The following is a 24,532-nucleotide window of genomic DNA, read 5'->3' on the forward strand; positions in this document are numbered from 1 at the left end:
TCATGGCCTACAGCAGTCAGTGGGGCGGCTCCGGGCGGGGAAACGAGCGGCCGGCCCAGTCCCGAAGAGTGGAGCAGCGGACCGTCAGAGCGGCGCTGTCGAGGGCCGCGGAGGCCTTCAAACAGGGCCTGGCGGCGCACGCCGACGCGCTGGGCGGCCGGGACCTCGCCCGCCTCGACATGTCCGTCACCTGCTTCCGTCGCGCCGTCGTCGCGGCGGCGGGCGATGATCCGGACCGGGGCAAGTACGGCAACAGCCTTGGTGTCGCTCTCATCGACCGCTATCGGCGCACCCAGGACATCGATGACCTCGACGAGGCACTCGACCACTTCGTCATGGCCTACGAGAAAACCGCCCGCCTCACGCTGTCCCGGGCCCGGGTGCTGCACAACCTGCTGGGCGCCCTTGAACTGCGGCTGTCACTGACCGGAACCCCGCTGTCCGACGAACGGCGCGAGCGTCTCCCTTCCCTTCAGTCACTGCGCCGGGACAAGAGCCGTACACCGGGGTTCACCGCACTGGAGCGGCTGAGTGCCGCGCGTGCCAGTGGGAACGCGGCGGTGACGAAGGAGGGCCTGGCGGCCGGCTGCCCAGACCTCACCTACGCCGTGGATCTCCTCTCCCAGGTCGTCTGGGGCCCCCGTGACCAGGTGCTGGAACTCCTCGCCGAATACCGGGGGTTGGCCGCCGAAGCCGCGTCCAGCGCCTTGGCCGCGGGCGATGCCACCCTCGCCGTACGCGTCCTGGAACAGGGTCGTGCCGTGGTGTGGGAGCAGGACCTCACGAACCGTACGCCCCAGGAGGAGTTGCTCAGGCGACTGGTCGCGCGGGGAGCCACTCCACGAGCCTCCTCCGAGGAGTCATCCGAGAAGTCCTCCGGGAAGTCCTCCGGGAAGTCCTCGGGGAAGTCCTCGGGTAAGGAGTCCCGCAAAGAGTCGCGGAAGAACCGGCGCGAGCGGCGGCGGAAACCGGCTGCCGTACGCACGACATCCCAGCTACCGCGGCTACCGCCGGATCTCGTGACGAGGATGGACCGTGCGTACGCCGGACTGACCCAACTGGGGCCGTCGACAGGCGTGTACGGGCCGTCCTCATCCGCTTCATCCGCCTTGGAGAAGGGCGATCCGCGGATGGACACCGACCGCTGGGGCTTCCCGTGGCGACCGCCGGCCGCCGTTGTGGGCGAGCTCTCCGACGCCGTTCGGGAATGGGAGTCACTGAGCCGGACGGCGAAGCGCGGTCTGCCGTACATCAGCTTCTTACGACCGGACTACCTCCGCGATATCCGGCCTGCGGCTTCGGAGGGTCCCGTCGTCTACATCAACGTCAGCCCCTGGCGTTGCGACGCGATGATCGTCAACCGGGACGCCGAGGGCCCCGACCTCGTCCACCTCCCGGACCTCACCGCTGCCGATGCCGAGCAGCAGGCTCAGACGTATCTCGCCGCCATGACCACGACCGACGGTGAGGGGCGTGAGGACACCATCCGGGAGGTGCTGCGCTGGCTCTGGCACACCGTGGCCTCGCCGGTCCTGGACGCGCTGGCAGCCCAGCCCCGCACCGCCGGGCCCACGACGCCCACGCATGTGTGGTGGATTCCCACGGGGCCTCTGACCACCCTGCCCCTGCACGCCGCCGGCGCCGTCGACGGCCCTTCGGTCCTCGACCGGGTGACCTCTTCCTACACACCGACTGTGAGCGCGCTGATGCGGGCCCGAAAGGCGCGCGACACCCCGGTCATCGGCGCGCCGGCCAACCGGCGTCACCTTCTCGTCTCGCCCGCGGCCGGTCATCTCCCGGCGACGGCCCGGACCCTGGCCAAGCTGACCGTGCTGCTGCCCCGTAAGCAGCGCACCTCTCTGGTGGGCCCCGCAGCGACGTGGGACGAAGTGCACAAGGCGCTCCCCCAGCACGCCTGGACCCACTTCGACTGCCACGCCGTGCAGAGCCTGGACGAGCCTCTCAAGAGTCATCTGTCGCTCCACGACCGCCCGCTGACCGTCGCGGATCTGGCCGAACTCCCTCCCCTGGAGGCCGAGTTCGCACTGCTCGCGGCCTGTACGACGGCGGCGGGCGGCAGCCTGGTCCGCGACGAGTGGGTCAGCCTCGCCGCCGCCCTCATGTACTCCGAGTTCCAGGCCGTCATCGGGACGCTCTGGCCGGTGCCCGACGGACCTACCGCACGCATCGCGCAGGACATCTATGCCGAGCTCGTCGCGCCGCCCGAGGACAGCGCCGCCGACCGCCCCGCCGCCAAGCCGTCGATGTGGCGCAGGCTCGGCCGCCGGCTTCGGAGGGCGTTCACCGGTTCCGGGCAGGAGTCGCAGGAGCCGCCGTCCAGGCCGGTCGACCTCGCGTCCCGCCGCAGCGCGCACGCCCTGCGCCGAGCCCTGCTCAGCGAACGCGCACGGCACCCCGATCACCCGAGCGCGTGGGTCTCGTTCGTCCACTACGGCGTCTGATGGCGGCCGTGCGTCCAGGCACCGGCCAGCATGGTGGCGTACACGGGCATGTCGCGCAGGGTCGGGGCGTCGGCGGTGAGCGGGTCGGCGTCCGTCACCACCAGGTCCGCCCGGTCGCCGACCCGGATCAACCGCCGTCCCCGGGAGGATCCGGCCAGGGCTGCCGCCACCGGAATCCGCTGTTCCGGGTGCCATGCCGGGCGTTCGTCGCCGGTCCGGGTGACGGCGGACGCGATGGTCAGCCACGGGTCGAGCGGTGCGACGGGGGCGTCGGAACCCAGTTCGAGAACGGCTCCGGCGGCGAGCAGGTCGGCGAAGGCGTAGGCGCGGTGGGTCCGGCCCGCCCAGTGCCGGTCGGCGACATCCCGGTCGTCCACGGCGTGGGTGGGCTGGACGCCGACGGTGACGCCCAGCTCGGCGAAGCGCGGAATGTCCTTCGCCGCGAGCAGCTGACCGTGCTCGATCCGGCCGTGGCACCGCACCGCCTCGAAGGCGTCGAGGGCCACCTCGTTGGCGCGGTCCCCGATCGCGTGCACGGCGGGGACGATCCCGTGGGAGGAGGCGCGGCGCAGCAGCGGCACGAGTTGCTGCGGGGTCAGCTCCGCCAGCCCGTGGGAGCCCGGCTCGCCGGGGACCGAGCCCGGATACGCCTCGTGGCACAGCGCGGTACGGGTGTTGAGCGAGCCGTCGGTGAACAGCTTGAACGGCCCGACCTCCAGCAGCCCGCCCGGGGTGTCCAGGGTCTGGCCGGTGCGGAGCCCTCGGCCGATCGCCGCCTCCAGATGCGGGGGCCAGATGGAGGCAGCCACCCGGAGCGGCACCGCGGCGCCGTTCATCCGGCGGGTCCAGTCCGCGATGTTGTCGGCGTACTCGAAGTCGACGATGCCGGTGATCCCGCGCGCGGCGGCGGCGACGCAGGCGTCCCGAACCCATTGGTCCGTCAGCTCCGGCGCGGCGGACGGCATGGCGGCCACGGCCTTGATGCAGTCCTGTTCGCGCAGCAGTCCGGTGGGGTGGTCGCCGCGGCCCACCAGGGCGAGTCCGGCCGAGTTGAGCCAGGCGGAGTGGAGATCCATGCTGATCAGCAGCACGGGACGGTCGCGTACGACGGCATCCAGCAGGTCCTTGTGGGGCGGGTCCGGCCACAGTCCGTCGCGGAAGCCGTAGCCGATCAGCGGTTCGCCCGGCGGCAGGGCGGCGGCCCGCTCCCCGGCCGAGCCCGCCGCGGCCTGCGCGGAACCGGCGCCTGACACATCGAGGCGGCGGCGCGTCACCGCCCACTGGACCATGTGGACGTGCGAGTCCCACAGGCCCGGCAGCAGCGTACGGCCGTCGAGGTCGACGCGCTGTCCGTCGGCGGGCGGAGCTTCGCCCGCCGGGAAGACGGCCGTGACGACGGCGTTCTCGATCCGGACGTCGCTCAGCGGCCCGCCCGCGCCCAGGTGGACCCGACGCAGGGTGACGGCCCCTGCGGTGGTCGTCGTCGTGGTGTTCGCGGTGCTCACGGCATCCTCCGGATGTCCCGCATGGCGCGGGCGAGTTCGGGACGGGCGTACGGCTGGTCGGATTCGAGGGCCTCGGCGAGCCGGCGGACCACGCCCTCGCGCTCGTCCTGGCTGAGCTTCGCCTTGGCGACCAGCCTGGTGGCGGGCAGCCGGAACGCGGTGACGGCGGGGGCGATCCGGTGGGCGTAGGCCTCCACCCGGGCCAGCCGCCAGGGCTCGGGGAAGCGGTCCTCGAAGTGGTCGACGGTGGCGGACAGCACGTCGTAGGTGTCCGCCGGGTCGAGGATCTCGGGACGGCCGTGGACGTGCAGGACGGTGAAGTTCCAGGTCGGGACGTGCGGTGTCTCCTCGTACCAGGCCGGTGAGATGTAGCCGTGCGGTCCCTGGAGGACGACGACGGCCTCGTGGGAGCCGAGTTCGTGCTCCTCGGCGTCGGTACGGGCGAGGTGGCCGAGCAGGGTGGGCACGGCATCGTCCTTGGAATCGTCCATCAGCACCGGCAGGTGGGAGACGACCAGTCCGCGGTGTGCGGTGTGGCTGATCAGGGTGGCCCAGGGGTGGGCGCATACGAGATCACGGATCCACCCGGGGTCGTTCACCCGGAAGATCTCCTGCTGTAGCAAGTGTTCTGTCCCGTTCTGTCAGTTCTCTGTGTCAGTTCTCTGTGTCAGTTCTCGGGGAAGTGGCAGGAGACCTGCCGTCGGTCGTCGGCCGGCGGCGCGGACAGCACCGGCCGGTGTGCGGCGCAGAGCTCCTCGCTCTTCCAGCAGCGCGTGTGGAAGGCGCATCCCGTGGGCGGACGGGACGGGCTGGGAGGGTCGCCCCGCAGCACGATGCGGCCGGCGGCGGCGCGGCGGCGCGGGTCCGGATCGGGGACGGCGGACAGCAGTGCCCGGGTGTACGGGTGCGCGGGGAGCGCGAAGACGGTGTCCCTGTCGCCCTGTTCGACGATCCGTCCCAGGTACATGACGGCGATCTCGTCGGCGACATGCCGGACCACGGCCAGGTCGTGCGCGACGAAGACGTACGACAGCCCGAACTCGCGTTGCAGTTCCTTGAGGAGGTTGATGACCTGGGCCTGGACGGACACGTCGAGTGCGGACACCGGTTCGTCGCAGACCAGGATCTTCGGGCGCAGCGCGAGCGCCCGGGCGATGCCGAGGCGCTGGCGCTGCCCGCCGGAGAACTGGTGGGGGTGGCGGTTCGCGTGCCCCGGGTCGAGTCCGACCGTCTCCAGCAGCTCGCGGGCCCGGGACGCGCGGTCCTGTTTCGGCACCAGGTCGCGGTGGATGTCCAGCGGCTCCCGGACGATCTCCAGGGCCGTCATCCGGGGGTCGAGCGAGGTGTACGGATCCTGCATGACCAGCTGGATGTCCCGCCTGCGGCGGCGCAGTTCGGCCGACGGCAGCCGGAGCAGGTTCCGGCCCTCGACCAGGACCGTGCCCGAGGTGGGGCGGTCCAGGGCCATCAGGAGGCGGCTCAGGGTCGACTTGCCGCAGCCGGACTCGCCCACGAGGCCGAGGGTGGAGCCCCGCCGCAGGGTGAGGTCGACGCCGTCGACCGCCTTGACCGTCGTCCGGCGCCCGCCGACCGCCGGACCACCGGCCTTGTAGTGCTTGACCAGGCCGCGGGCTTCCAGCAGCGGGGGGTCGTCAGACACCGGAGACCTCCAGCGGGTAGTGGCAGGCGACGAGCCGGGCCGGCGGGTCCGGGAGCAGCATCGGCGCTTGCGTCGCGCAGGGCTCACGGACGTCGGGGCAACGAGGGTGGAAGGTGCAGCCGGCGGGCTGCGGTCCGGGGCCGGGCGGGGTGCCGGGGATGGGCGTGAGGGCGTCGGTGTCCCCGTCGAGGCGGGGCACGGCGGCCAGCAGCCCTCGGGTGTAGGGGTGGGCGGGCCGGTCGTACAGCTCCTGGACCGGGGCCTGTTCCAGGATCCGCCCGGCGTACATGATGGCGACCCGATCGGCGGTGCCGGCCGCGAGCCCCAGGTCGTGGGTGATCAGCAGGAGCGCGGAGCCGGTCTCCTCGCGGAGGTCGGCGAGCAGTTCCATGATCTGGGCCTGCACGGTGACGTCCAGGGCGGTGGTGGGTTCGTCGGCGACGAGGACGTCGGGGCTGAGCGCCACCGCCATCGCGATCATGATGCGCTGGCGCATGCCGCCGGAGAACTGGTGCGGATGGTCGCGGTAGCGGCGGGCCGGGTCGGGGATACGGACCCGCGCCATCAGCTCGACGGCCCGGGCGCGGGCCTCGCGGCGGCCGACGCCCTCGTGGGCCCGGATGGTCTCGGCGATCTGGAAGCCCACGGTGAGCGTGGGGTTGAGGGCGGACAGGGCGTCCTGGAAGATCATCGCGATGTGCTTGCCGCGCCGGGCGCGGAGTTGGTCCTCGGGCAGGGTCAGCAGGTCCGTGCCCCGGTGGCGGGCGCTGCCGCCACCGGGCGGTGGTGGCCGGGAGCAGGCCCATGACGGCCATCGCGGAGAGGCTCTTGCCGGACCCGGACTCGCCGATGAGCGCGAGGGTCTCGGCCTCGTGGAGGGTGAACGAGACTCCGTGGACGACTCGTTGGGCGGCACCGGTCCGGGACAGCACGTCGACGGTGAGGTCCTGGACGTCCAGCAGCGGCGTGTTCACGGCCGTGCGGTCCATGTTCTTGTGGTTCATGAGGGGGTTCACCGGCCTCTCGGATCCAGGGCGTCGCGCACGGTGTCGCCGAAGGTGATGAGTACGAAGACGGTGAAGGAGAGGAAGAGCCCGGGGAAGATCAGCAGGTGCGGGTGGGTCTGGAAGGAGTTCTGGGCTCCGGCAAGCTGAAGTCCCCAGGAGATCGAGGGGGGTTGGAGCCCGACGCCGAGGAATGTCAGGGCGGCCTCGGCGACGATCACCCCGCCGACGGTGATGGTGGCGAGGACGAGGACCGGCGTGAGGGCGTTCGGCAGGACGTGTCTGCGCACGATGTGCCACTGGCTCCCGCCGAGGCTGCGGGCCATCACCACGTAGTCGGCCTCACGCACCGACCGCACCGACGCCCGCACCACCCGGGTCATGGTCGGCCAGCCGAACAACGCCAGCACGCCGGCCACCGTCGGTACGTCACGGGTGGTGACGCTGTTCAGGACGACGATCGCGCCGAGCAGGAACGGGAAGCCGAGGAAGACATCGGTGATCCTGGCGATCACGCTGTCGACGATCCGGCCGGCCATCCCGGCAAGGGACCCGAGGACCAGCGCGACGGCGAGCCCGAGGCCGGTGGCGAGCAGGCCGACGCCGAGCGAGGCACCCGCGCCGTGGATGACGTTGGCGTACAGGTCGCAGCCCTGGACGTCGTATCCGAAGGGGTGCCCGGGGGCCGGGCCCTCGGCGCTGTGCCCGAGGTCGCAGACGGTCGGGTCGCCGTGGCCGAACCAGCCCGCGAAGAGTCCCGGCGCGGCGGCGAGCAGGAGGAGCAGCAGGGCGCAGCCGCCGGTGAGGAGGAACACCGGCCTGTGGCGCAGCTCGTGCCAGGCGCCCTGCGAGGTCCCGTACGAAGCCGCCGGTGAGACCCCCGGTGATGGAGCGGTGTCAGTCATGGCGGATCCTCGGGTCCAGGAGGCTGTTGAGGAGGTCGACCAGGACGCTCGCGGCCAGGAAGATCAGGATCAGGGTGGTCGACACCCCCACCACCGTCGGCCCGGCGTGGGCGCGGATGGCCTGGAAGAGCAGCTGGCCGATGCCGGGGAGGTTGAAGACACCCTCGATGATCACGGTGCCGCCGAGCAGATAGCCGAGGTCGATGGCGAGGTAGGTGACGGCCGGGATGAGGGAGTTTCGCAGGACGTGGACGCCGACCACCCGGCGCCGGGTGAGGCCCTTGGCGACGGCGGTGCGTACGTAGTCGGCGCGCAGGTTCTCGATCACCTCGGCCCGGACCAGCCGGGACACCGACGCCAGTCCGAAGGCCGCGACGCACAGCGCGGGCAGCAGATAGCTCGTCGGCCAGCCGTCGGTGTTCCCGGCGACCGGGAACCACCCCAGCTTCACGCCGAGGACGACCTGTGCGGTGTACGCGAGCACGAACACCGGCACGGAGGTGGCGCCGATCGTGAACGCGAGCACCGTACGGTCCGTCCAGGTGCCCCGGCGCAGCGCGGCGAGCACTCCGAGTCCGATGCCGACGACCGCTTCGATGCCCCAGGCCGTCAGCGCCAGCTTCAGGGTGACCGGCCAGCGGTCGGTCATCTGCTCGGCGACGGAACGCCCGTTGAAGTCGGTGCCGAGGTCGCCCTGGAACAGACCGGCCAGGTAGTGGCCGTACTGCACCAGCAACGGATCGTCGAGGTGGTGCTGTTCGCGCAACGCCCGCACCACGCTGGGCGCCAGGGGCCGGTCACCGGCGAGCGCGGCGACGGGGTCGCCGGGCAGTACGTACGTCATCGCGTAGATGACCAGGCTGATGCCGAAGAAGACGAGCAGCGCCTCCAGCAGGCGGCGTAGCAGATACGTCATCCGGGGTCCCCCGGGACGTCACGGGCGCGGGCGTGGTCCGCGGCGGCCAGCAGCGCCCCGTACTGGATGCCGGCCAGCGTCGAGATCGGGATGGGGTCGCCTGTCACCGGGCCGGCCTCCCGCTCCCACGTCTCGTACGTCTCCAGCAACTCCCGGTGGCACCGGCGCACTTCGGGGGTGGCCGTGCCCGCGACCACTTCCGCGTTCAGGGCGCGCAGCAGCATGCCCCCGAAGCGCACGCGGAGGCTGTGCACTCCGGCTTCGCAGTCGAAGCGTTCGGACACGGTGGCGGCCCGGTCGGGCAGTCCGTCGGCGCGGGCCGACTCCATCGTGGCGAGTTCGGCCAGCGACGGTACGAAGTCGCGGACCGCGCGCAGGAAGGGGGACGGGATCGTCAGGTGCGGGTTCGCCGCGTCGAGGATGCCGCCGAGGAGCGTCCCCGCCTCTCCCAGCGCCCGCGCCCGGCCCCGGACGACGTCGGCGTAACGCTCCTCGGTGGGCGTGCTGTCGCCGGCGTCCGGGTGGCTCCAGTGCGGGACCTCGGTGACGAAGTAGAAGGTGCCGTAGCGCTCGGCGTACGCGGCGCTCGACGAGCCCGCGATCTTCGCGGCGGCGTCGACGCCGAGCCCTTCGAGGTAGTCGTAGGCGTCCTTCATGTCGATACAGCCGTAGACCGCCTGGGAGTAGACCGGGGCGTGCGCGGCCTCGGGCTCGCCGGTCGCCAGCGGCATGCCGAGGGAGGCCGGGATCTCCGTCAGGACCTCGTACAGCTCGGGGGCCGGACGGTTCATGTAGTAATAGACGCCGCCCGCCTCGCAGTTGTGCAGGGTGGTCAGAAAGCGCGGCCGGGTGGCGTCCAACAGCCGCATCAGCGCCAGGGTTTCGGGCAGTACGCGGTCGAACCACGCGTTCTTGTAGGCGAACGGGAAGGTCCACTCGACCTGTTCGTTGCCGGCGGGCCGGTAGAAGTGGCGTCCGTAGTTGCGCTTGTCGGTCGGGGTGGCGAACCAGCCCTCGTTGAGCCGGGCCCCGTCCGGGTCGATGCAGGGCACGATGTGCCAGGCGCCGCCGAAGTGATCGCGCAGCTCCGGGCTCTCGCACAGGGCGGTGGCCAGGCGTAGGGCGGTCACGGCGCCGACCGGCTCATTGGGATGCACCCCGCCGACGACGACGTATCCGCCGCCCTCGCCGGTCGCGAGGCTCGCGGGTCCTTCGCCGACCGTGAAGCAGTACAGGGGCTCGCCGAGGGTGGAGGTGCCGATCCGGCTCTCGGTCACCAGGCCCCGATGAGCTGCGGCCAACTCCCGGAAGGAAGCGAGGAGTTCGTCCACAGCCGGGTAGGCGTGGGTCTCGGGGACGGTCGCCGCGTGCCGTACCCAGTTCCCGGGGGACGGCATGGCGGGGGCGGACTGCTCGGATGTCGCGGCGGTCATGCTGGTGCGGGTCTCCGGGGTATCGGGGGCGGGTGGGGTGGTCAGCCGACGACGGATACGTTGAGGAGATCGACGTCGGCCGGGCCCACGCTCACTCCGCTCACCCGGCTGGTACTGGCGTAGATGTAGCTGCCGTAGAAGAGCGGGATCACCGGGAAGTCCTTCAGGACGCGCTTCTGTGCGTCGTTGTAGAGCCGCGCGGCCGAGGAGGTGTCGGCCGCACTGTCGGCCTGCCGCAGCAGCTTGTCGACGTCGGTGTCGCTGTAGTGGCTGCACACCTGGCAGCCGCCGGCCTTGGTGAAGATGCCGCGCAGGGTCGCCTGCATGCTGGGATAGAGGGCGCCCCAGTGCGCGTGGTTGAGCCCGGTGATCTTGTTGCCGAACGCCTTCTCGCTGAACTCCGCCCAGTCGGCGGTCGGCACCGCCCTGACGTCACTGATGCCCAGGTTCTGCCTGATCTGGTTGGCGACCGCCTTGTAGAGCTCGTCGAGGCCGAGCCCGCCCGGGTAGGTGAGGGTCAGCTCCCCTGACCAGCCGCCCGCCTCCTTGAGCAGCGCCTTCGCCGCGGCCGGGTCGTATGCGCAGGCGGCGCAGATGCCGGTCTCGGCACCGACCTCGGAGGGCGGGGTGAGGGAGGTGGCCGGGGTGTAGAGGCCGCCGTAGATCGCCTTGTTGACGGCGGAGCGGTCGATCGCCATGGACAGCGCCTTGCGCAGCCGGATGTCGTCGAACTTCCCGCCCTTCAGCGGCAGTCCCATGAACTCCAGCGACGGCGCCTCGTAGGTGTACAGCCGGTCCCCGAAGTCGGCCTTGGCCTGGCCGTACTTGCTGACCGGCACATAGGCCACGTCGATGTTGCCCGCCTGTACGTCGGTGTAAGCGGTGCCGAGGTCGCTGTAGCTCCTGAACGTGATGGCGGACGACTTCGGCTTGGTCCCCCGGTACGCCGCGTAGGCGCTGACCGTGGTGCCCTCGTCGGCTTTCCAGGCGGAGGTCATCCTGAACGGGCCGTTGCCGATCGGCTTCTTGTCGTAGCCCTTGGGGTCCTTGAACGCCGCCTTCGGCAACGGGTAGAAGCCCAGCTGGAGCGGGGTGAGCTGGAGCGGGAACTGGCTGTCCGGGCTGGTGAGGGTGACCTCCAGCGTCGTGGCGTCGACGACCTTCACCCCCGAGAGGGTCTTGGTCTTCGGCTTGCCCTTGGCGGGGTTCAGTGCCGAGTAGCCCTCGATCCCGGCGAGCTGGCCGTTGCCGGCCCAGCCGTTGGGGGCGTAGGCGGTGGCGTTCCAGGCATCGGCGTAACTCTGGGCGGTGACCGCCTCGCCGTTGTGGAACTTCCAGCCGGAGCGGATCTTGATGGTCCAGTGCCGGGCGTCGGTGGAGGTCACCGACTTCGCCTGTACGTAACTGATCCCGCCCTTGGCGTCGACCTTGACCAGGGGGGCGAAGAGCACGCGGAGTTCATCGGAGCCGAGGGTGCTGCGGCCCGGCGTGAGATGGTCGGGTTCGGCTACGGCGACCGAGAATCCACCGGTCTGCGCCGAAGAGCCACCGCCCTCCGTGCCGCCGGAACAAGCGGCGAGGGCGGGAACGAGGGCCAGCGATAGGCTCGCCGAGGCTGCGAACATGGGTGATCTACGCAAGACGACTCCATGGGAGAGCGGGACGCGCCATCACACGGCCCGGGGAAGAGAGCCCGGGTGGCTGGATCTCACCGTGGCGCGTACCTGGATACTGGTGTCGCTGAGATGCCATGTCAATGCATAGCTACGAAACCTTTAGCATGAGATAAAAGTTTACGCGGAGGACTCAATGCCCGGCGACGCTGCGGACAGCACCACGCACAGCGGCACCGCACACCACGACAGCGGCGACGGCGGCGACGGCGGTTGGAGCCGGGAGTCGTTCGTCGAGGAGATCGGGCTGGTATGGGAGGCGGCCGGCAGCAGCCGGATGGACGGCCGCATCATCGCCTACCTGCTCATCACGGATGTCCCGTACGTCTCCTCGGCCGAACTGGCCCGCGCACTGCGGGTCAGCGCCGGCTCCGTCTCACTGGCGACCCGCCGGCTGGTCGAGGCGGGCTTCATCAGACGGCACGCGGTACCGGGAGAACGCAGCCACTACTTCCGCGTCGAGGACGACGTATGGGGCAGCTTCCTGGCCGGCGAGCGCCGCTACCTCGACCGGCAGGAGTACCTGGCCGAGCAGGCCATCACCCTGCTCGGCCCGGAGGAGGAGGCCCCCCGCCGCCGGCTGAGCAACATGCGCGACTACATGCGCTGGGTGCGTAGTAGCCACGGTGAACTGCTGGCGCAGTGGCGGACGTACCGTGCGCAGACCGCGGACCGGGCCGGGGGTCAGACCACGGACCGGGCCGGGGGTCAGACCACGGACCGGACCGCGGAAGAGGCCGCGGGCCTGGTCACGGACCGGGCCATGGACCGGGCCGCAGACCGGAGGACCACGGAAGAGGCCGCGGATCGGACCACGGACCGGAGCACGGAAGAGGCCGCGGGCCTGGTCACGGACCGGTCGGCGAACGGGGCGGTCGCGGCAGCGACGGCGGTGGATCCTCTGGATGACGATGACGAGGCGACCCGCAACCGCCTCTCCGCCACGGTGAGCCCGGCACTGGCACAGCGGCTCGTCCCGGACACCTTGTGGGCCACCGCCGAACCGCTGCTGCCCTCCCGCTCCGGCAGCGAACGCCCGGCGCTCACCGCCGTCGTCTACGTACTCACCTCGGGGTGCGGCTGGGGCCAGCTCCCGGCGCAGTACGGGATCTCCCACTCCACCGCACACCGCCGGTTCACCTCGTGGAGCAAGGCGGACTTCTGGCAGCGCTGGCTCGATGCCGTGACCCAGGCGCCCGATGACTCCGACGCCCTCTCCTGGTGCTCGGTGATCGCCAAGGCCGCGGCGGACCGACAGCCCGGCGGCGGAAACTGACGCAGGCGGCGACGGGGGCACCGACTCCGCCCCCCATCTCCCCACCGAAGAGACACGCCGCCCAGAAGCAACAGGTCAGAGGCGCTCTTCCCACCACGCTGCCCGCCCGCTCCCCATACCGACGACCTCCGCCGGTACGCATCCGCTACGCTGTCCCTGGTCAGTCATCGGTACGCCGCGTTGTCCGCCCAGGTGACTCTGCGGAGGACGTAGCACCATGCCTGACCAGCGGGCTTGTGATCCTCGCCGAAGATCCACTCCCTGGATTTTCTCCAAGGTTCGCCACAAGCCCCGGCCTTCGTAGCTCAGGGGATAGAGCACCGCTCTCCTAAAGCGGGTGTCGCAGGTTCGAATCCTGCCGGGGGCACAGCGTCTGACCAGCGCGTTTACCTCTCCGGGGTAGGCGCGCTGTTCGTCGTAGCCATGGCATTAACCATGAATAGGTTCCAGAACCATGGCGAACACCAAGAACACGCGACGTCAACGCGGCAGCATCCGCCCCAACGGAGCCGGCTTCCAGGTCCGGGTCTACGCCGGGCGTGACCCGCTCACGAAGAAGGACATCTACCTCCACGAGCAGGCCGACACGGAGGTCGAGGCCGAGAAGGCCCGCACGAAGCTCCTCCACCAGGTGGACGAGAACCGCCACCCCAAGACGCAGGTGACCATGTCGTTCCTGCTCGACCGGTGGCTGGGCGTCGCCGAACTCGATGAGCCGTCGTACGAGCGGGCCGAAGGCATCATCCGCAACTACCTCAAGCCCACGTTCGGCGACCTCAAGGCGGGCAAGCTGACCGCCGAGATGCTGGAGCTGTTCTATGCCAGTCTCCGGCAGTGCCAGGAGCAGTGCGAAGGCCGGCGCAACGGCAAGAGCGACCCCAAGACGAAGCAGAAGCACGTCTGCGAGCCGCTCTCCGCGAACTCCGTCCGCAAGATTCACTTCATCCTGCGCCCGGCGCTCAACCGCGGCCTGCGCTGGGGCTATGTGACGACGAACGTGGCGGCCCTCGCCGAACCGCCATCCCAGCCGAAGCCGAACCCCGACCCGCCCACTCCCGACGAAGCGGTCCTGGCTCTGAACACCGCCTGGCAGCGGGACTTGGACTGGGGAACCTTCCTGTTCATGACGATGGTCACCGGCTCACGCCGCGGCGAGATGTGCGCTCTGCGCTGGTCGGACATCAGCCTCGACCGCCTCGAACTCTTCGTGAAGCACTCCAACAACGGTCGCAGAATCAAGGACACCAAGACCCATCAGCGCCGCAAGCAGGCCATCGATGTGATCACGCGTTCCGTCCTGGCCGCCCACCGAGCTCGCGCCGAGAAACGCTGCAAGGCGCTCGGCGGCGAACTCTCTCGTGACGCCTTCGTGTTCTCCGGCGAAGCCGACAGTTCCGCCCCGCTCGTGCCGTCGAGCGTCAGCCAGCGATACCGGCGCCTCGCACAGAAACTGAAGATCCACACCCACCGTCTGAAGGACCTGCGTGCGTACAACGTGACCGAGCTCCTGGGCGCCGGTGCCGACGTACGAACGGTCGCCGGCCGCGTCGGGCACGGCGGCGGCGGAGCGACCACGCTCAAGTACTACGCGGCCTTCCTGGCCACCTCCGACCGCCAGGCCGTCACCGCCTTCGCCAAGCAGTTGCCGGTGCCGGAAGGGCTACTCGCCGAGCAGCCGGTAACGACCGTCATCAACGGGCTCCGCCTCCTCTGCGAGTGCGGCAACGAATCGCTGTGGGCGTTGCTCGTGGTCACCGAGGATGGCGCTGAGGCCCTGTGCGGCCAGTGCGAAGCAGCCGTCCAGGCCCGCCCGGACGCGGCCGTGGGTCACATCGGCAAAACCATCAGGGCCGAAGCCGCCCCGCCCCGCGAACTCGCTCCCTGGGAAGTGATCGCAAAAGAACTCGCTGACGCCATCAAGGACGGCACGATGCTCCCCGGCGAGGACGTACCCACGGTCGGCGACATCGCACAGGCCCACAGTGTCTCGGTCGGTACCGCACACCGGGCCTTCACCCAGCTGAAGATGGACGGCCTGATCGAGGTCAGCCGGGGCCGCCGAGCCGTCGTCCGCCAGCCCCAGGAGAAGACCGCCGATGCCGCATAGGCCCCGAGCTCTCCCCTGCCCGCGTCGAGGCCGCGTGCCTTAGGAATATCGGCAGCAGACGAGGTAGCCGAATCGCTAACGAGGCAAAGAAATCCCACCTACCGCTTCATTGCTGCTGATCGCCTAGCTAATGCTGGAGGCCCTGAAGGCAGCTGTGACTATTTGGTGTGACCTGGTCACAGTCGATACACTGTCAACAGTAGACACCTTTACGACAATAAACCGTCTAATAAATACTGGACATCGCGAGGGGGCCATAAAAATTGCTTGCCCTTGGGATGAACGCAGCTGGGTGCCAGCACTCGATCACCGCCTGATCCGGCTCAAGGCGTTGCTTGACGGCTTCCAGACCGAGTTCATCGAGACGGCAGAACGTGGTCAGACAGGGCGCGGCGAAGATAGCGTGGAGCATGTCGAGGTCTTTCGGGTGTGGTAGACCTCGACGCCTACCCGCCAGCACCCCCGCGCCCTCAACTGCGAAGATCCGGTCTACTCTCCGGCGAGGCAGTGCCTGACATTGAGGGTCTACAGGTCCTTGTTCACCTGGGCTACCAGCTTGGCGCGCCGGGCCTGGTCCCGGCTGATGCCCCGGCTGCGCTTGCCCGCGTTCCAGCACTCCTCGACGTGCACGTACACCGGCGCGGCGTGCCGGTTGAGCCCCAACTCGATCAGCCACTCCGGTACCGGTGGGTAGGCCTAAATGTCGCGCCACCAGATCTCGCGTCCGGGCATGGGGCGCGGCGAGTGAAAGTGAGTCCGCATCGGATGCTGCGGTGAGACGGGCCTCGTAGGTTGATCGCGCTCGGAGCCGATGGGGAGGCAACTAGGAAAAGATCATCGCGTGAGCAGTTGCGGCGTCAAGTGCTTGCTTTCTGTTTCTCCTCTCGCCCCGGTCCCCCAACAAATCCCCAAACACGTTAACAATCGCTGTAGTTGCCCCACTAGACGCCCCGACGATAATCCGTAGCAGCAAGTCACCACCGCTCATCAGTTCAGCAGTCGTAGCGCCCGCAGCCGCACCCGCAAACGTCCCCAACCCGATCTTCTTGACATGGCCCGCGGTTCCTCTGCTTTCCGCTGTCTCCAACTCTGCCTTCACTCGCTCGGCAGCAGATTCAAGAAGCGCCTTGATCTCCCTTAGCTTCGCTTCTCGATTGACGCCATCAGGCAGAGAGTCGAGAATTGAAAAGGTCATTTGGATTTCCTTGCGCCATGACTCAAATACCTCACTGTTTAGCCTAATGGCCACAATGTCAGCAACGGAAAGTCCCCCGATCCCCGGTACGTCAAGCGCCACCAGATCACTCACCGGCCTCAAAAGACCCTCCGCCATGCGAATCTCTAGACCGTTCTTTACAAATATTCCAAGCAGGTCGAAATGGCGAACGCTTGGAAACCAGAGTGAAGCATTGCCAAAGCGTCGCATCATCAACGCTTCTAACAGATCATCTGCGACCTCTGCAGTCTCACCTCCGAAAGCAAAGAGCAATAGCTGGTCGAAGTCGAATTTTTCCCCCACTGGATCGCTCGGGATCTGCCCAAGATATTCACCAACCCAAGGATCACCTTCAAAAAAGGCCATCATGTCGCGACGGAAGGCCTCCTTCTCCGCGAACTCCCTGAAGGGAAAGTGAGGTACGTTGAAATGATTTGACTTATCCACGAGGTGGATCACCTGGGACTCCACGAGCGGGTAGAATTTCGACCAAAAGTCGAGGGCCTTTAGAACTACCGAGCTCCCTGCCCCGCCGCTGCCTCGCGCCCAACGCACGGATCCAGGTAGCGGGTCCACCATCTCGATTCCGTGCGCGTACAAGAGCGCATGCCTTAGCGTGCCTGGATCCACGGGACTGGGCGGCTGAACAAAATCATCCGGTGGTGGCCACTGATAACGAGAGCGAAAGAGGTGAGGGATAAGACTACTGGGCTCGTAGGCTGATTCCCCACCGGAGACGGCATAGTGATTCGCTAGCTGTTGAGAAAGATCAGTGAGCCGATCATCCGTGCATACCGTTCTGACATTACTGGACCATCGTGGCCCCGGATTCCTGATATCTAGATCGAAAACCCTTTCAGCGATCTTAAGCGGTGCCAGAGGATCCATACTGTCGAGGATCTCACTAGGCAGAATGAGCGTCTACCCTCCCGACTGAAGGTACCGCTTCCGACACCCGAGATTCTGATCTGAAGTATTACTGAGCTTGAACTCATGAAGTCGTTGGGGTGAAGGATAGTCCGGTTCCGGCGAGGCATCCGTCGATGAGGTGCGGGCGGTACTGGATCTTCCTCATCCCCTGCCGGATGGTCTGGATGAGGTGCTCGGGGGTGGTGAAGGCGGTGTTGGACAGCCAGCCTCGACGCAGCAGCGACCAGATGCCCTCTACCGGGTTGAGATCGGGCGCGTAGGAGGGCAGCTGGTAGACGGTCAGCCAGTCCTGTCGAGCGATGAACTGCCGCATGCCGTAAGCGAGATGGACGTTGAGATTGTCCCAGACGAGCACGATCGGGCTGCCGAGCTGGGCGTGGGCGACGATCAGCAGGTCGCGGTAGTCGGTCCCGGCGAAGCTCTTGCGTCCGTCGCGCCAGCCGTCGTCTCTGCGGGGCCGGTAAATCAGGCGGGAGCGTTCGCCCGGCTTGTAGCAGGTCAGTGCGGCGATCGAGATGCGGCGGCGGGAGCGGCCCCGGACCCGGATCACGGGCGTCTTCCCGCGCCTGGCCCACGTGCGGGCAATCGGCGGCGTCATCGAGAAGCCGGACTCGTCCTCGAAGACGATCCACGCGTCGAGCGCCGCCGCGGTCCTTCCACCTGCGGCCAGGTCTCCTTTACCCAGCCGGTGACCTGCTCCTCGTCGCGTTCGACGGCCCTTCTGGCCGGCACCTGGCAGGAGAAACCGTGCCGGATCAGCAGCTTGCGCACCCCCTGCACGGTGTAGCTCTTGTGGAAGCGACGGCCGATCACGGTCTTGACCCGGGAGAGCGTCCACGCTGATCCGACCAGCCGAGTGCGACCGGCCCCTTCGCCAACTCCCGCTCCAGCTGGGCGAACTGGGCCTCGCTCAACCGGGGCAGAGAAGCAGATCCCGCAGACCGCAGGGCCCGCAGACCGCCCTTGTCCCACAACCGACGCCACCGCTGAATGGACCGGACGCTGACCCGTAACTCCTTCGCGATCGCCGAACTCGGCTCACCAGCAGCGAACCGTTCGGCGGCCATCATGCGAATGCCCTCGCGGAACTGCCGGCGTTCGTCCGACAGTCCGCCGCCCTGCGCGTACCGCGTACCGCGTACCGCGTACCGCGAGGATCAAGGCCTGTCAGCGGCTACGACAACCCGAGTTCAGGCTCAGTAGGCCGCGTGCGTCGACATGGCCGTGCGCCCTAGGGTCCGTCTTCAAAGGGATCTTGCCCAGAGCAGGAACGACGCGAGACTGACCGCTGCTTCGTAGGAGGTGGCGGTCTTGTCGTACCTGGTGGCGATGCCGCGGGAGCCTTTGAGCCGGTTGACGCAGCGCTCGACGATTGCGCCGGCGGTAGATCTGCCGGTCGAACGCTGGAGGCCGGCCACCGCGACGGCCCCGGTTGTGGCGATGTCGCTGCTGGTCGCTCTTCTCCGGGAGTGTGTGCAAGGCTGTCGCCGGCCGCGTCCGCACGGGCTGGATCTGCTGCAGTGCTTGGGTGAGCACGCCGTTCAGGCGTAGCGCCGGAAGCGGGTGTAGACCGTCTTCCACGGCCCGTAGCGTTCCGGCAGGTCGCGCCGGGAGATCCTGGTCCGGATCTTGTAGACCATCCCGTTGACGACCTGCCGGTCCGACCCACGAGGCCGGCAAGCGACGGCCCGCGGTATCAGCGGAGTGAGTAACTCCGACTCCACGTCGGTGAGTTCATGACGCCGTATCACCCCACCATGATCTTTGAAGACAGGGCCGCCAGCACTCAGTGCCGCGTTGCGTGCGTCATCCGCTCGATGAAAGCCACGAAGCACGTCCCCGTCACTGAGATGTCGGCGCGCCCAGCGGCGGCGAGGAGGGATGGGGCCACCCCGTAGCCGAAGCCCTTCGCCAGGAGCGACGGGACTCTCTCCGGCGCACCGTCGACGGCTGCGGCCGCCAACTGGCCGAGACACTGAGCACGTCTGTCGTCCGAAAACCGTTCGATGAATTCAACACCCTCGCCCCACAGACCAAGCTCTCCGGCAAGATCAAGGACGCGCCCCTGTCGCTCCCGCTCCCAGTGCTGCCTCGCCCACCACAATTTCCCCCTACGTTCCTCATCCGCCACCTGCTTGGCGAAACGGCTGTACAAAGCCCCCGCAAGCTCTCTGTCCTTGCGGACGGTGACGCGAAGGAGTTTGTACACCTCCGGCTGGTAGGAGGTCGCCCAGGCCCATACGGGGCTGTCTGGACCGTTCGCCGATTCCGCGGCGGCCTGCAGATCGTCGGTCTCCGCGTGCAGCGTGGCGATGAGGAGTTGCCCCAGGGCCTGGCGCTCCTGGTCCGGTTCGTTCGCCGAGGCAGTCTCAAGCTCTCGCAACAGTTCGCCGGCCCGCAACGAACCGCCTGCCCGCTTGCGATGAACACGGACGAGGAACGTCAGCAGGCGCACGGGCACGCGGCGCCCGGTGCGGGCCAGATCCTCGATCGACTGCAACAGCCATGAAGCGCGTGCCTCATCATTGATGCGCAACGAAGTACTCAACAGATCGCACAGCGCCCGCAGATGCTGCTTGCGCGACATCTCCGGGTCGCTGCACAGGCGTTGGGCGCGGTCCATACCTTCCATGGCCAGCGGCACCAGCCGCTGACGGGCGCACTCCTCCGCATAGGCGATCCAGGCGAAGGCACGTGCGTCCGCATGCAGCAGGCTGTCCGCGAGCAGGCGGGCGCTGCGGTCGCGATCGACGCGGACACAACCGCGTACAGCCATGATGATGAAGCCCGTGACGCGCGCGGCGTGCATGGTGTCGGCGCCTTCGTCAGGGCCGCGTTTCTCGATGTAGTCGACAAGCAGTTGCAAGGCTTGGTCGTCCATGCCGCTGTCGAGGCCGGTCCGCAGGCAGGCTGCCACGGTCTCGGCCTCCTCATGTCGGCCGTAGTTCATGGTGTTCATGACGGCGATGGCCTGGGGCCATACGTCCGGCTCTTTGGCCCAGTGGCGCACAAGTGCTTGCCGTGCGATGACCGTCGACACTCCTTGTCCCGCTTGTTGCAGCAGCCGCTGCGCCAGGTCCGGTTGACCTGCCCTGGCAGCGCCCAGAGCGCAGGCGGACAGCCGGGCGCCTGCCGCTTCCCGTTCGACGACGGCCTGAGCACCACTCTCGGCCAGCATGAACCCGTTGCTGTCCCACTCCCCTCGTCTGACTAGGACGGTGACCACGTCGGCCAGCCCGGAGATCGCTTCCTCTGACTCGCACCAGGCACCGGCCCGATGGGCCTTGAGGACTTCGACGCACCGGTCCTCGGCCGCCTCCAGTACCGCTACCAGGGATGGATGTTGTGGATGCTTTCCGGCAGCAGTCTTAGCGATGCCCGACAAGGCATCGAGTTGCGCTTCGCTCTCGATGTTGGCGATGCCCAGGGCTTCTTCCATGTCCAGGGCGTAGATCATGCCCGGCAGAGCAAAAAGTTCTCCCCGGTCAGCGGCTTCTCGAGCGTAAGACCACAGCCGTTGCCGAGGTCGTACTCTGGAGCCGAAGAGGAGATCTGCATAGAAGCTCGGGATCGTTGTGCCGTCGGGCAAGCTGCCGGAAGCCACTGTCCGGACGTCCTCCTCATCCACCCGGAGTTGCTGCAGCACGGCCCACCTCAGACCCTCACCTCCCACGGTCCGGGCGAGGTCGGCCAGAGCACTGTTCAGGAGCCGTGTGTCATCGTCGGGATGGTGTGTGGCGTCTTCGACAGCGAGGTCCAGCAGCCGCAGTGCGTCAGGATGCTGGGAGTACTCGTGCGCAGCCAGCCCCAGACGGCGAAACAGCCAGGAACGCAGCGAAGTTGGCGGCTGTTCTCGAGCGATGCGCTCAGCGCGCTCGGGGAATCCGGCGTCCGCCCAGGCCACCGCCATGGAGGCCGGCAGCCCCAGAGCCGGGCGCCTGAGACTTTCCAACCGGTCGCCGCGGTCCACGATGGCTTTGAGGGGCGGGTTGGGCTCCCGGCTCAAAGCCCGTAGGTGGCGTTCACTGTCCAGGCGAAGCCGGAGGTCGGCTCCGGTGCGACGCAGCAGCAGAGCGGCCCAGCGATCGGAGTCGAGCAGTTGGCCCCATGCCGCGGTCTCTCCTGTGCTCTCCAGGTACGCCGTGTACTCGTCGGTGATCCACTGAGGAGTCTCGTCGGGCCACTCAGCGGCGGCCCAGTGGCCGGCACAGCGCGTGATGACGTCCTGCCAGTACGACCGCACCGACTCGAACATCTCCGCCGTGAAAGTGTCTTTGAGCGTGGCATGCGTGAAGACATAGGCGGCGTCCGTCGGCTCGCCCTCGCGCCGCGCGATCGAACGGACGGCGACGTCCGTCAACAGGTGCGTGATCCGGTGCCGGGTGAGGACGCGCTCCGACCCGGCCTGCTCGGTGAGGGACTCCAGATCCGCCACTGTGAGAGGGCCCAGGAGCGCGATGAGCGAGAGCAATCCATAGATCGCGGAAGCGGGGTCGGCCAACACGTAAGAAAGCTCCGCCTCGGCCCGCTGCCGGGATGCGGCCGAGACCGCGTTTGCGACCAGCTTGTACACATCACATGCGGCTTCGTTCGCTCCCCATGCCGAAGGCTCCGGCACCGAACGACTGAAGATCACCACGTGTGTGCGCGGAAGGAAACCGTCCGGCAGGTGCACCAACAACTCCTGCTGCTCCGCCAGTTCGTCCAGCCCGTCGACCAGGAGCACCAGATCTCTCTCCAGCCGCTGCGCGCGCCCCGCAGCCTGCGTCCACAGGGCGGCGAAGGTCAGACCGTGAGGGCCCTGCGGGAGGGCCATGTCGAGCAAGGCAGCGAGTTGATCGGACACAGCCCACCAAAATTCCGCCTGCTGACGGGATCCGGTTCGGGAGCAAAAGAAGGACACGACATCCAAGTCGGGCGGTGGAGAGGCGGCGAACGACGAGGCGAGCGTGGTCTTCCCGACCCAGGACTCGCCGGACCACACCGCGCGCCTGCCACCTGAGCGGCACCAGCGCATGAGCTCGCGCAGTTCCTCGTCCCGCTGTCTGACCGGGCCGGTGCTGTCGGCCAGCCGCCTGACCACCTCCGTGTACAGGGACTCGCGGTGGACGAAGGGCAGTGGTGCGGCGAGATCGTCCGCGTCGGGAAGCATCAGCTGCGCTTCCGCGAGCAAGCGGCGCAGCCTGCTGCTGTTTTCCTGGGGCTCGTCAAACGTAGGCGGGCCGCCCAGTGTGGGGGCGTCGTGGCCGGTCGCCACAGAGAGAGGCACGGCCTGAAGGTGGGAGCTGGCGCCGGGTTGCGCCGTGCGTGTCACGACGGCGACGAGAAAACCATGTGCAAAGACGGGGGCGCCGGACATGCCGTTCCAGGGACCAGAGCTCCCCGTGGTCGCATCGACGCCCAAGTGCAGGGCGCCATCCCGCCAGGCTGTGGCGAGCGGTATCTGGGCCTGCACCTCGAAGGAGTTGAGGTAGAGCTGTCCTGTTGCCTCCATCCGTTGCCGGGCGTGGTCGGGGTATCCCAGGGCGGTGCAGGGCAGGCGGTAGGACTGCCTGGGATCGCGTGCGACTCTGCCCGGCATGACCAGAGGCACGGGCAGCAGGGCATCCGGCGTGGCTCCGCACAGGCCGAGCACGGCGATGTCTGTGAGCGGGCCTTGACCGCACCAGCGGATCTGTGCTGCGACGCGCGGGCTGCCGGCCACAAGGCCGAACCGCACGTCGATGGCGACGGCAGCGTTCACCACGTGGCGTGCCGTGAGAATGATGCCGTCGGCGATGAGTGCACCCGTCCCGACGGTGCGCGAGCCGTCGGGACTCAAAGCGTCGATGGCCACGACGTGTTGTGCTGGGTATGTCTCGATGCCGACCGCCCCCCACGCCATATGGCCGGAGCAGCTCCGGCTCACCGCTCAGCCTGTGCGATCTCCGGCAGCACAGCGGCTGCTGCCGGTCAGAGCGCTTCTTCGTCTCCGACGGACTTCACCAGCGTGCTCTGCAGGGGCGTCAGGGTGACACGTACCCGCTGTGTTGCCGACGCGCCCCGCATACCCTCGGTCCCGCCGTCCACGACCCAGAAGCGGAGGCCGGCCCGGCCGGTTACCTCTCTCGTCGTGCACAGGTCGATCTCCAGCTCGAGCGGGCCCATGACGAACATCGGCTGATTCGCGGCAGACTCCTGAGCTGCCTGCACCTCCTCCCGCAGCGCCTGGATCCACTCAGCTAACCGAACGGACTCGTGACCTTTCGCCACAGTTTCCCCCCGTCTCACACGGTTCGGTTGCGCTCGATGACTGATCCTGCTCGCTCCCTGCGGGCGTGAAACCCGCGCACGTCGAAGACGGACAACGGGATGGTCTACAAGATCCGGACCAGAATCTCCTGGCGCGACCTGCCAGAACGCTACGGGCCGTGGAAGACGGTCTACACCCGCTTCCGGCGCTACGCCTGAACGGCGCGTTCACCCAAGCACTGCAGCAGATCCAGCCCGTGCGGACGCGGCCGGCGACATCGACCGCCTGGTCCAGTTCGACTCCACCATCGTCCGCGTGCACCAGCATGCCGCCGCCACCGGCCGAAAAGCGGGATAGCAGTCAGTCTCGCGTCATTCCTGCTCTGGGCAAGATCCGTTTTGAAGACGGACGCTAAGACGTGACGCCCGACATGCGTGGGCAAGTCGCGGTTGCAGGCCGCTCTCGGGTGGATAGGCGGGTACTCCTCGGTGGTTCCGTCGCACACTCAATTGGACGGCGTGACCGGGGACCACATGCCGAGCCACTGCTCGGCGCCCCAGGCCTCGAACCGCTCTACCTCAGTGAACCCCAGCTTCGCCGCGAGACGCATCGAGCCGACGTTGGCGGTCTGGGTGGCGAGTACCACCGGCTCGCCGGGAAGCGCGCCGGCGAGCCAGCCGAGTGCCGCCGCGCACGCCTCGGCGGCGTACCCGAATCCCCACGCCCGCGGCAGGAACAGGTAACCGAGATCGGCCTTCCCGGCAGCCTGACGAAGGTGTCCCGTGTCTCTCCTGAGCAGGATCTGGCCGATCATCGACCCGTCGAGATCAACGACGAAGCTCCCGGGCCACCGCTCGGGCACCTCGGGCACCTCGGGCACCTCGGGCATCTCGCGCTCAAGCTCGTCACGCGTGCGGGGGCCGCCGAGGTAGGTGTGCACCTCTGGCGACGTCAGCAGCTCGATGAACGCCGCACGGTCCCAGGTCTCGGGTTCACGGAGCACGAGCCTCTCGGTCCTGATCGGCTCAGGCGGCCAAGCCACGGGTCCCAGATCTTCCATCCGCGCACGCTAACAAGTGGTCAAACCAACCGAACGGGAAACCCTTAACTCCCCCTAGGTCCGAACCCCAAACAGCACTTAGGGCGTGCAGATCATTAACTCGTGGCTTTCTGGTTGGTGGCTCGTTGGTTCGGCATGAGCGCGCTGGAAGGG

At 68.2% G+C, this 24,532-nt stretch carries 18 protein-coding genes, 1 tRNA gene and 3 pseudogenes; 6 read left to right on the plus strand and 16 right to left on the minus strand.

Annotated features, from left to right (window positions below; genetic code table 11):
* Window positions 1-2: 2 nt before the first annotated feature.
* Window positions 3-2,462, plus strand: coding sequence for a CHAT domain-containing protein (locus KCH87_RS24520; protein ID WP_210588376.1), 2,460 nt, complete (start codon window positions 3-5; stop codon window positions 2,460-2,462).
* Here KCH87_RS24520 and KCH87_RS24525 read toward each other — a convergent pair.
* From KCH87_RS24525 to KCH87_RS24560, 8 genes and pseudogenes are all read right to left on the minus strand, one after another.
* Window positions 2,450-3,967, minus strand: coding sequence for an amidohydrolase (locus KCH87_RS24525; RefSeq protein WP_210588377.1), 1,518 nt, complete (start codon window positions 3,965-3,967; stop codon window positions 2,450-2,452). The two genes, KCH87_RS24520 and KCH87_RS24525, sit on opposite strands and share 13 nt — an antisense overlap.
* A complete protein-coding gene (locus KCH87_RS24530; protein WP_210588378.1) occupies window positions 3,964-4,566 on the minus strand; it encodes an FMN-binding negative transcriptional regulator in 603 nt (200 codons plus the stop codon). Before KCH87_RS24530 ends, KCH87_RS24525 begins: the two co-directional genes overlap by 4 nt.
* Before the next feature lie 68 nt (window positions 4,567-4,634).
* Entirely contained in the window at window positions 4,635-5,627 is a 993-nt protein-coding gene (locus tag KCH87_RS24535) for an oligopeptide/dipeptide ABC transporter ATP-binding protein (protein ID WP_210588379.1), read from the minus strand.
* Window positions 5,620-6,616, minus strand: a pseudogene (locus KCH87_RS24540) (ABC transporter ATP-binding protein). The gene KCH87_RS24535 and the pseudogene KCH87_RS24540 overlap by 8 nt, the downstream one beginning before the upstream one ends.
* Before the next feature lie 23 nt (window positions 6,617-6,639).
* The gene (locus KCH87_RS24545; protein WP_210588380.1) at window positions 6,640-7,536 is read right to left on the minus strand and encodes an ABC transporter permease; all 897 of its coding nucleotides are present in this window, start codon (window positions 7,534-7,536) and stop codon (window positions 6,640-6,642) included.
* Window positions 7,529-8,452 (minus strand): ABC transporter permease, encoded by a 924-nt coding sequence (locus KCH87_RS24550; protein ID WP_210588381.1) that lies wholly within the window; start codon window positions 8,450-8,452, stop codon window positions 7,529-7,531. Before KCH87_RS24550 ends, KCH87_RS24545 begins: the two co-directional genes overlap by 8 nt.
* Complete coding sequence (locus KCH87_RS24555; RefSeq protein ID WP_210588382.1) at window positions 8,449-9,885, minus strand: M14 family zinc carboxypeptidase; 1,437 nt, start codon at window positions 9,883-9,885, stop codon at window positions 8,449-8,451. The genes KCH87_RS24550 and KCH87_RS24555 overlap by 4 nt, the downstream gene beginning before the upstream one ends.
* 41 nt (window positions 9,886-9,926) lie before the next feature.
* Window positions 9,927-11,525 (minus strand): ABC transporter substrate-binding protein, encoded by a 1,599-nt coding sequence (locus KCH87_RS24560; protein WP_247196690.1) that lies wholly within the window; start codon window positions 11,523-11,525, stop codon window positions 9,927-9,929.
* A 169-nt stretch (window positions 11,526-11,694) separates the two neighbouring features.
* On the opposite strand from KCH87_RS24560, the gene KCH87_RS24565 reads away from it, so the two are divergent.
* The 4 genes from KCH87_RS24565 to KCH87_RS24580 all read left to right on the plus strand — a co-directional run bounded on the left by KCH87_RS24565 (window position 11,695) and on the right by KCH87_RS24580 (window position 15,377).
* Window positions 11,695-12,834 carry a transposase gene (locus KCH87_RS24565; RefSeq protein ID WP_210588383.1) on the plus strand — a complete coding sequence of 380 codons (1,140 nt, stop codon included), beginning with the start codon at window positions 11,695-11,697 and terminating at the stop codon, window positions 12,832-12,834.
* Window positions 12,835-13,128: 294 nt separating this feature from the next.
* Window positions 13,129-13,201 (plus strand) — tRNA-Arg (locus KCH87_RS24570).
* Window positions 13,202-13,288: 87 nt separating this feature from the next.
* Window positions 13,289-14,941: a tyrosine-type recombinase/integrase gene (locus KCH87_RS24575; protein ID WP_210588384.1), complete on the plus strand. Its 1,653-nt coding sequence runs from the start codon at window positions 13,289-13,291 to the stop codon at window positions 14,939-14,941.
* 292 nt (window positions 14,942-15,233) lie between these two features.
* Window positions 15,234-15,377 (plus strand): hypothetical protein, encoded by a 144-nt coding sequence (locus KCH87_RS24580; protein WP_210588410.1) that lies wholly within the window; start codon window positions 15,234-15,236, stop codon window positions 15,375-15,377.
* A gap of 89 nt (window positions 15,378-15,466) precedes the next feature.
* Here KCH87_RS24580 and KCH87_RS24585 read toward each other — a convergent pair whose 3' ends face one another.
* From KCH87_RS24585 to KCH87_RS24615, 7 genes and pseudogenes are all read right to left on the minus strand, one after another.
* Window positions 15,467-15,604 (minus strand): DUF6233 domain-containing protein, encoded by a 138-nt coding sequence (locus tag KCH87_RS24585; RefSeq protein WP_210588385.1) that lies wholly within the window; start codon window positions 15,602-15,604, stop codon window positions 15,467-15,469.
* A 160-nt stretch (window positions 15,605-15,764) separates the two neighbouring features.
* Window positions 15,765-16,616, minus strand: coding sequence for a hypothetical protein (locus tag KCH87_RS24590; protein ID WP_210588386.1), 852 nt, complete (start codon window positions 16,614-16,616; stop codon window positions 15,765-15,767).
* 532 nt (window positions 16,617-17,148) lie between these two features.
* Window positions 17,149-17,685 carry a transposase gene (locus KCH87_RS24595; RefSeq protein ID WP_247196691.1) on the minus strand — a complete coding sequence of 179 codons (537 nt, stop codon included), beginning with the start codon at window positions 17,683-17,685 and terminating at the stop codon, window positions 17,149-17,151.
* Window positions 17,682-18,157, minus strand: a pseudogene (locus tag KCH87_RS24600) (winged helix-turn-helix domain-containing protein). Before KCH87_RS24600 ends, KCH87_RS24595 begins: the two are co-directional and overlap by 4 nt.
* A 174-nt stretch (window positions 18,158-18,331) precedes the next feature.
* Window positions 18,332-18,838 (minus strand): annotated as a pseudogene (locus KCH87_RS50780) (transposase).
* Between the two features lie 35 nt (window positions 18,839-18,873).
* Window positions 18,874-22,923 carry a trypsin-like peptidase domain-containing protein gene (locus KCH87_RS24610; RefSeq protein WP_210588387.1) on the minus strand — a complete coding sequence of 1,350 codons (4,050 nt, stop codon included), beginning with the start codon at window positions 22,921-22,923 and terminating at the stop codon, window positions 18,874-18,876.
* Between the two features lie 116 nt (window positions 22,924-23,039).
* A complete protein-coding gene (locus KCH87_RS24615) occupies window positions 23,040-23,357 on the minus strand; it encodes a trypco2 family protein (RefSeq protein WP_308298900.1) in 318 nt (105 codons plus the stop codon).
* A gap of 81 nt (window positions 23,358-23,438) precedes the next feature.
* Here KCH87_RS24615 and KCH87_RS24620 point away from each other — a divergent pair, with 81 nt between their 5' ends.
* Complete coding sequence (locus KCH87_RS24620; protein ID WP_210588389.1) at window positions 23,439-23,537, plus strand: transposase; 99 nt, start codon at window positions 23,439-23,441, stop codon at window positions 23,535-23,537.
* A gap of 287 nt (window positions 23,538-23,824) precedes the next feature.
* Here the strand turns inward: KCH87_RS24620 and KCH87_RS24625 are convergent, their stop codons facing one another.
* Window positions 23,825-24,379 (minus strand): GNAT family N-acetyltransferase, encoded by a 555-nt coding sequence (locus KCH87_RS24625; RefSeq protein WP_210588390.1) that lies wholly within the window; start codon window positions 24,377-24,379, stop codon window positions 23,825-23,827.
* Window positions 24,380-24,532: the final 153 nt, after the last annotated feature.

The sequence above is a fragment of the Streptomyces sp. GESEQ-35 genome, from assembly GCF_017948485.1.
Taxonomy (GTDB): domain Bacteria; phylum Actinomycetota; class Actinomycetes; order Streptomycetales; family Streptomycetaceae; genus Streptomyces.

Coding starts and splice junctions, on each gene's coding strand:
- KCH87_RS24550 (WP_210588381.1), bottom strand. CDS start 8,452: ATGACGTATCTGCTACGCCGCCTGCTGGAGGCGCTGCTCGTCTTCTTC.
- KCH87_RS24625 (WP_210588390.1), bottom strand. CDS start 24,379: ATGGAAGATCTGGGACCCGTGGCTTGGCCGCCTGAGCCGATCAGGACC.
- KCH87_RS24520 (WP_210588376.1), top strand. CDS start 3: ATGGCCTACAGCAGTCAGTGGGGCGGCTCCGGGCGGGGAAACGAGCGG.
- KCH87_RS24565 (WP_210588383.1), top strand. CDS start 11,695: ATGCCCGGCGACGCTGCGGACAGCACCACGCACAGCGGCACCGCACAC.
- KCH87_RS24555 (WP_210588382.1), bottom strand. CDS start 9,885: ATGACCGCCGCGACATCCGAGCAGTCCGCCCCCGCCATGCCGTCCCCC.
- KCH87_RS24620 (WP_210588389.1), top strand. CDS start 23,439: ATGGTCTACAAGATCCGGACCAGAATCTCCTGGCGCGACCTGCCAGAA.
- KCH87_RS24595 (WP_247196691.1), bottom strand. CDS start 17,685: ATGACGCCGCCGATTGCCCGCACGTGGGCCAGGCGCGGGAAGACGCCC.
- KCH87_RS24575 (WP_210588384.1), top strand. CDS start 13,289: ATGGCGAACACCAAGAACACGCGACGTCAACGCGGCAGCATCCGCCCC.
- KCH87_RS24545 (WP_210588380.1), bottom strand. CDS start 7,536: ATGACTGACACCGCTCCATCACCGGGGGTCTCACCGGCGGCTTCGTAC.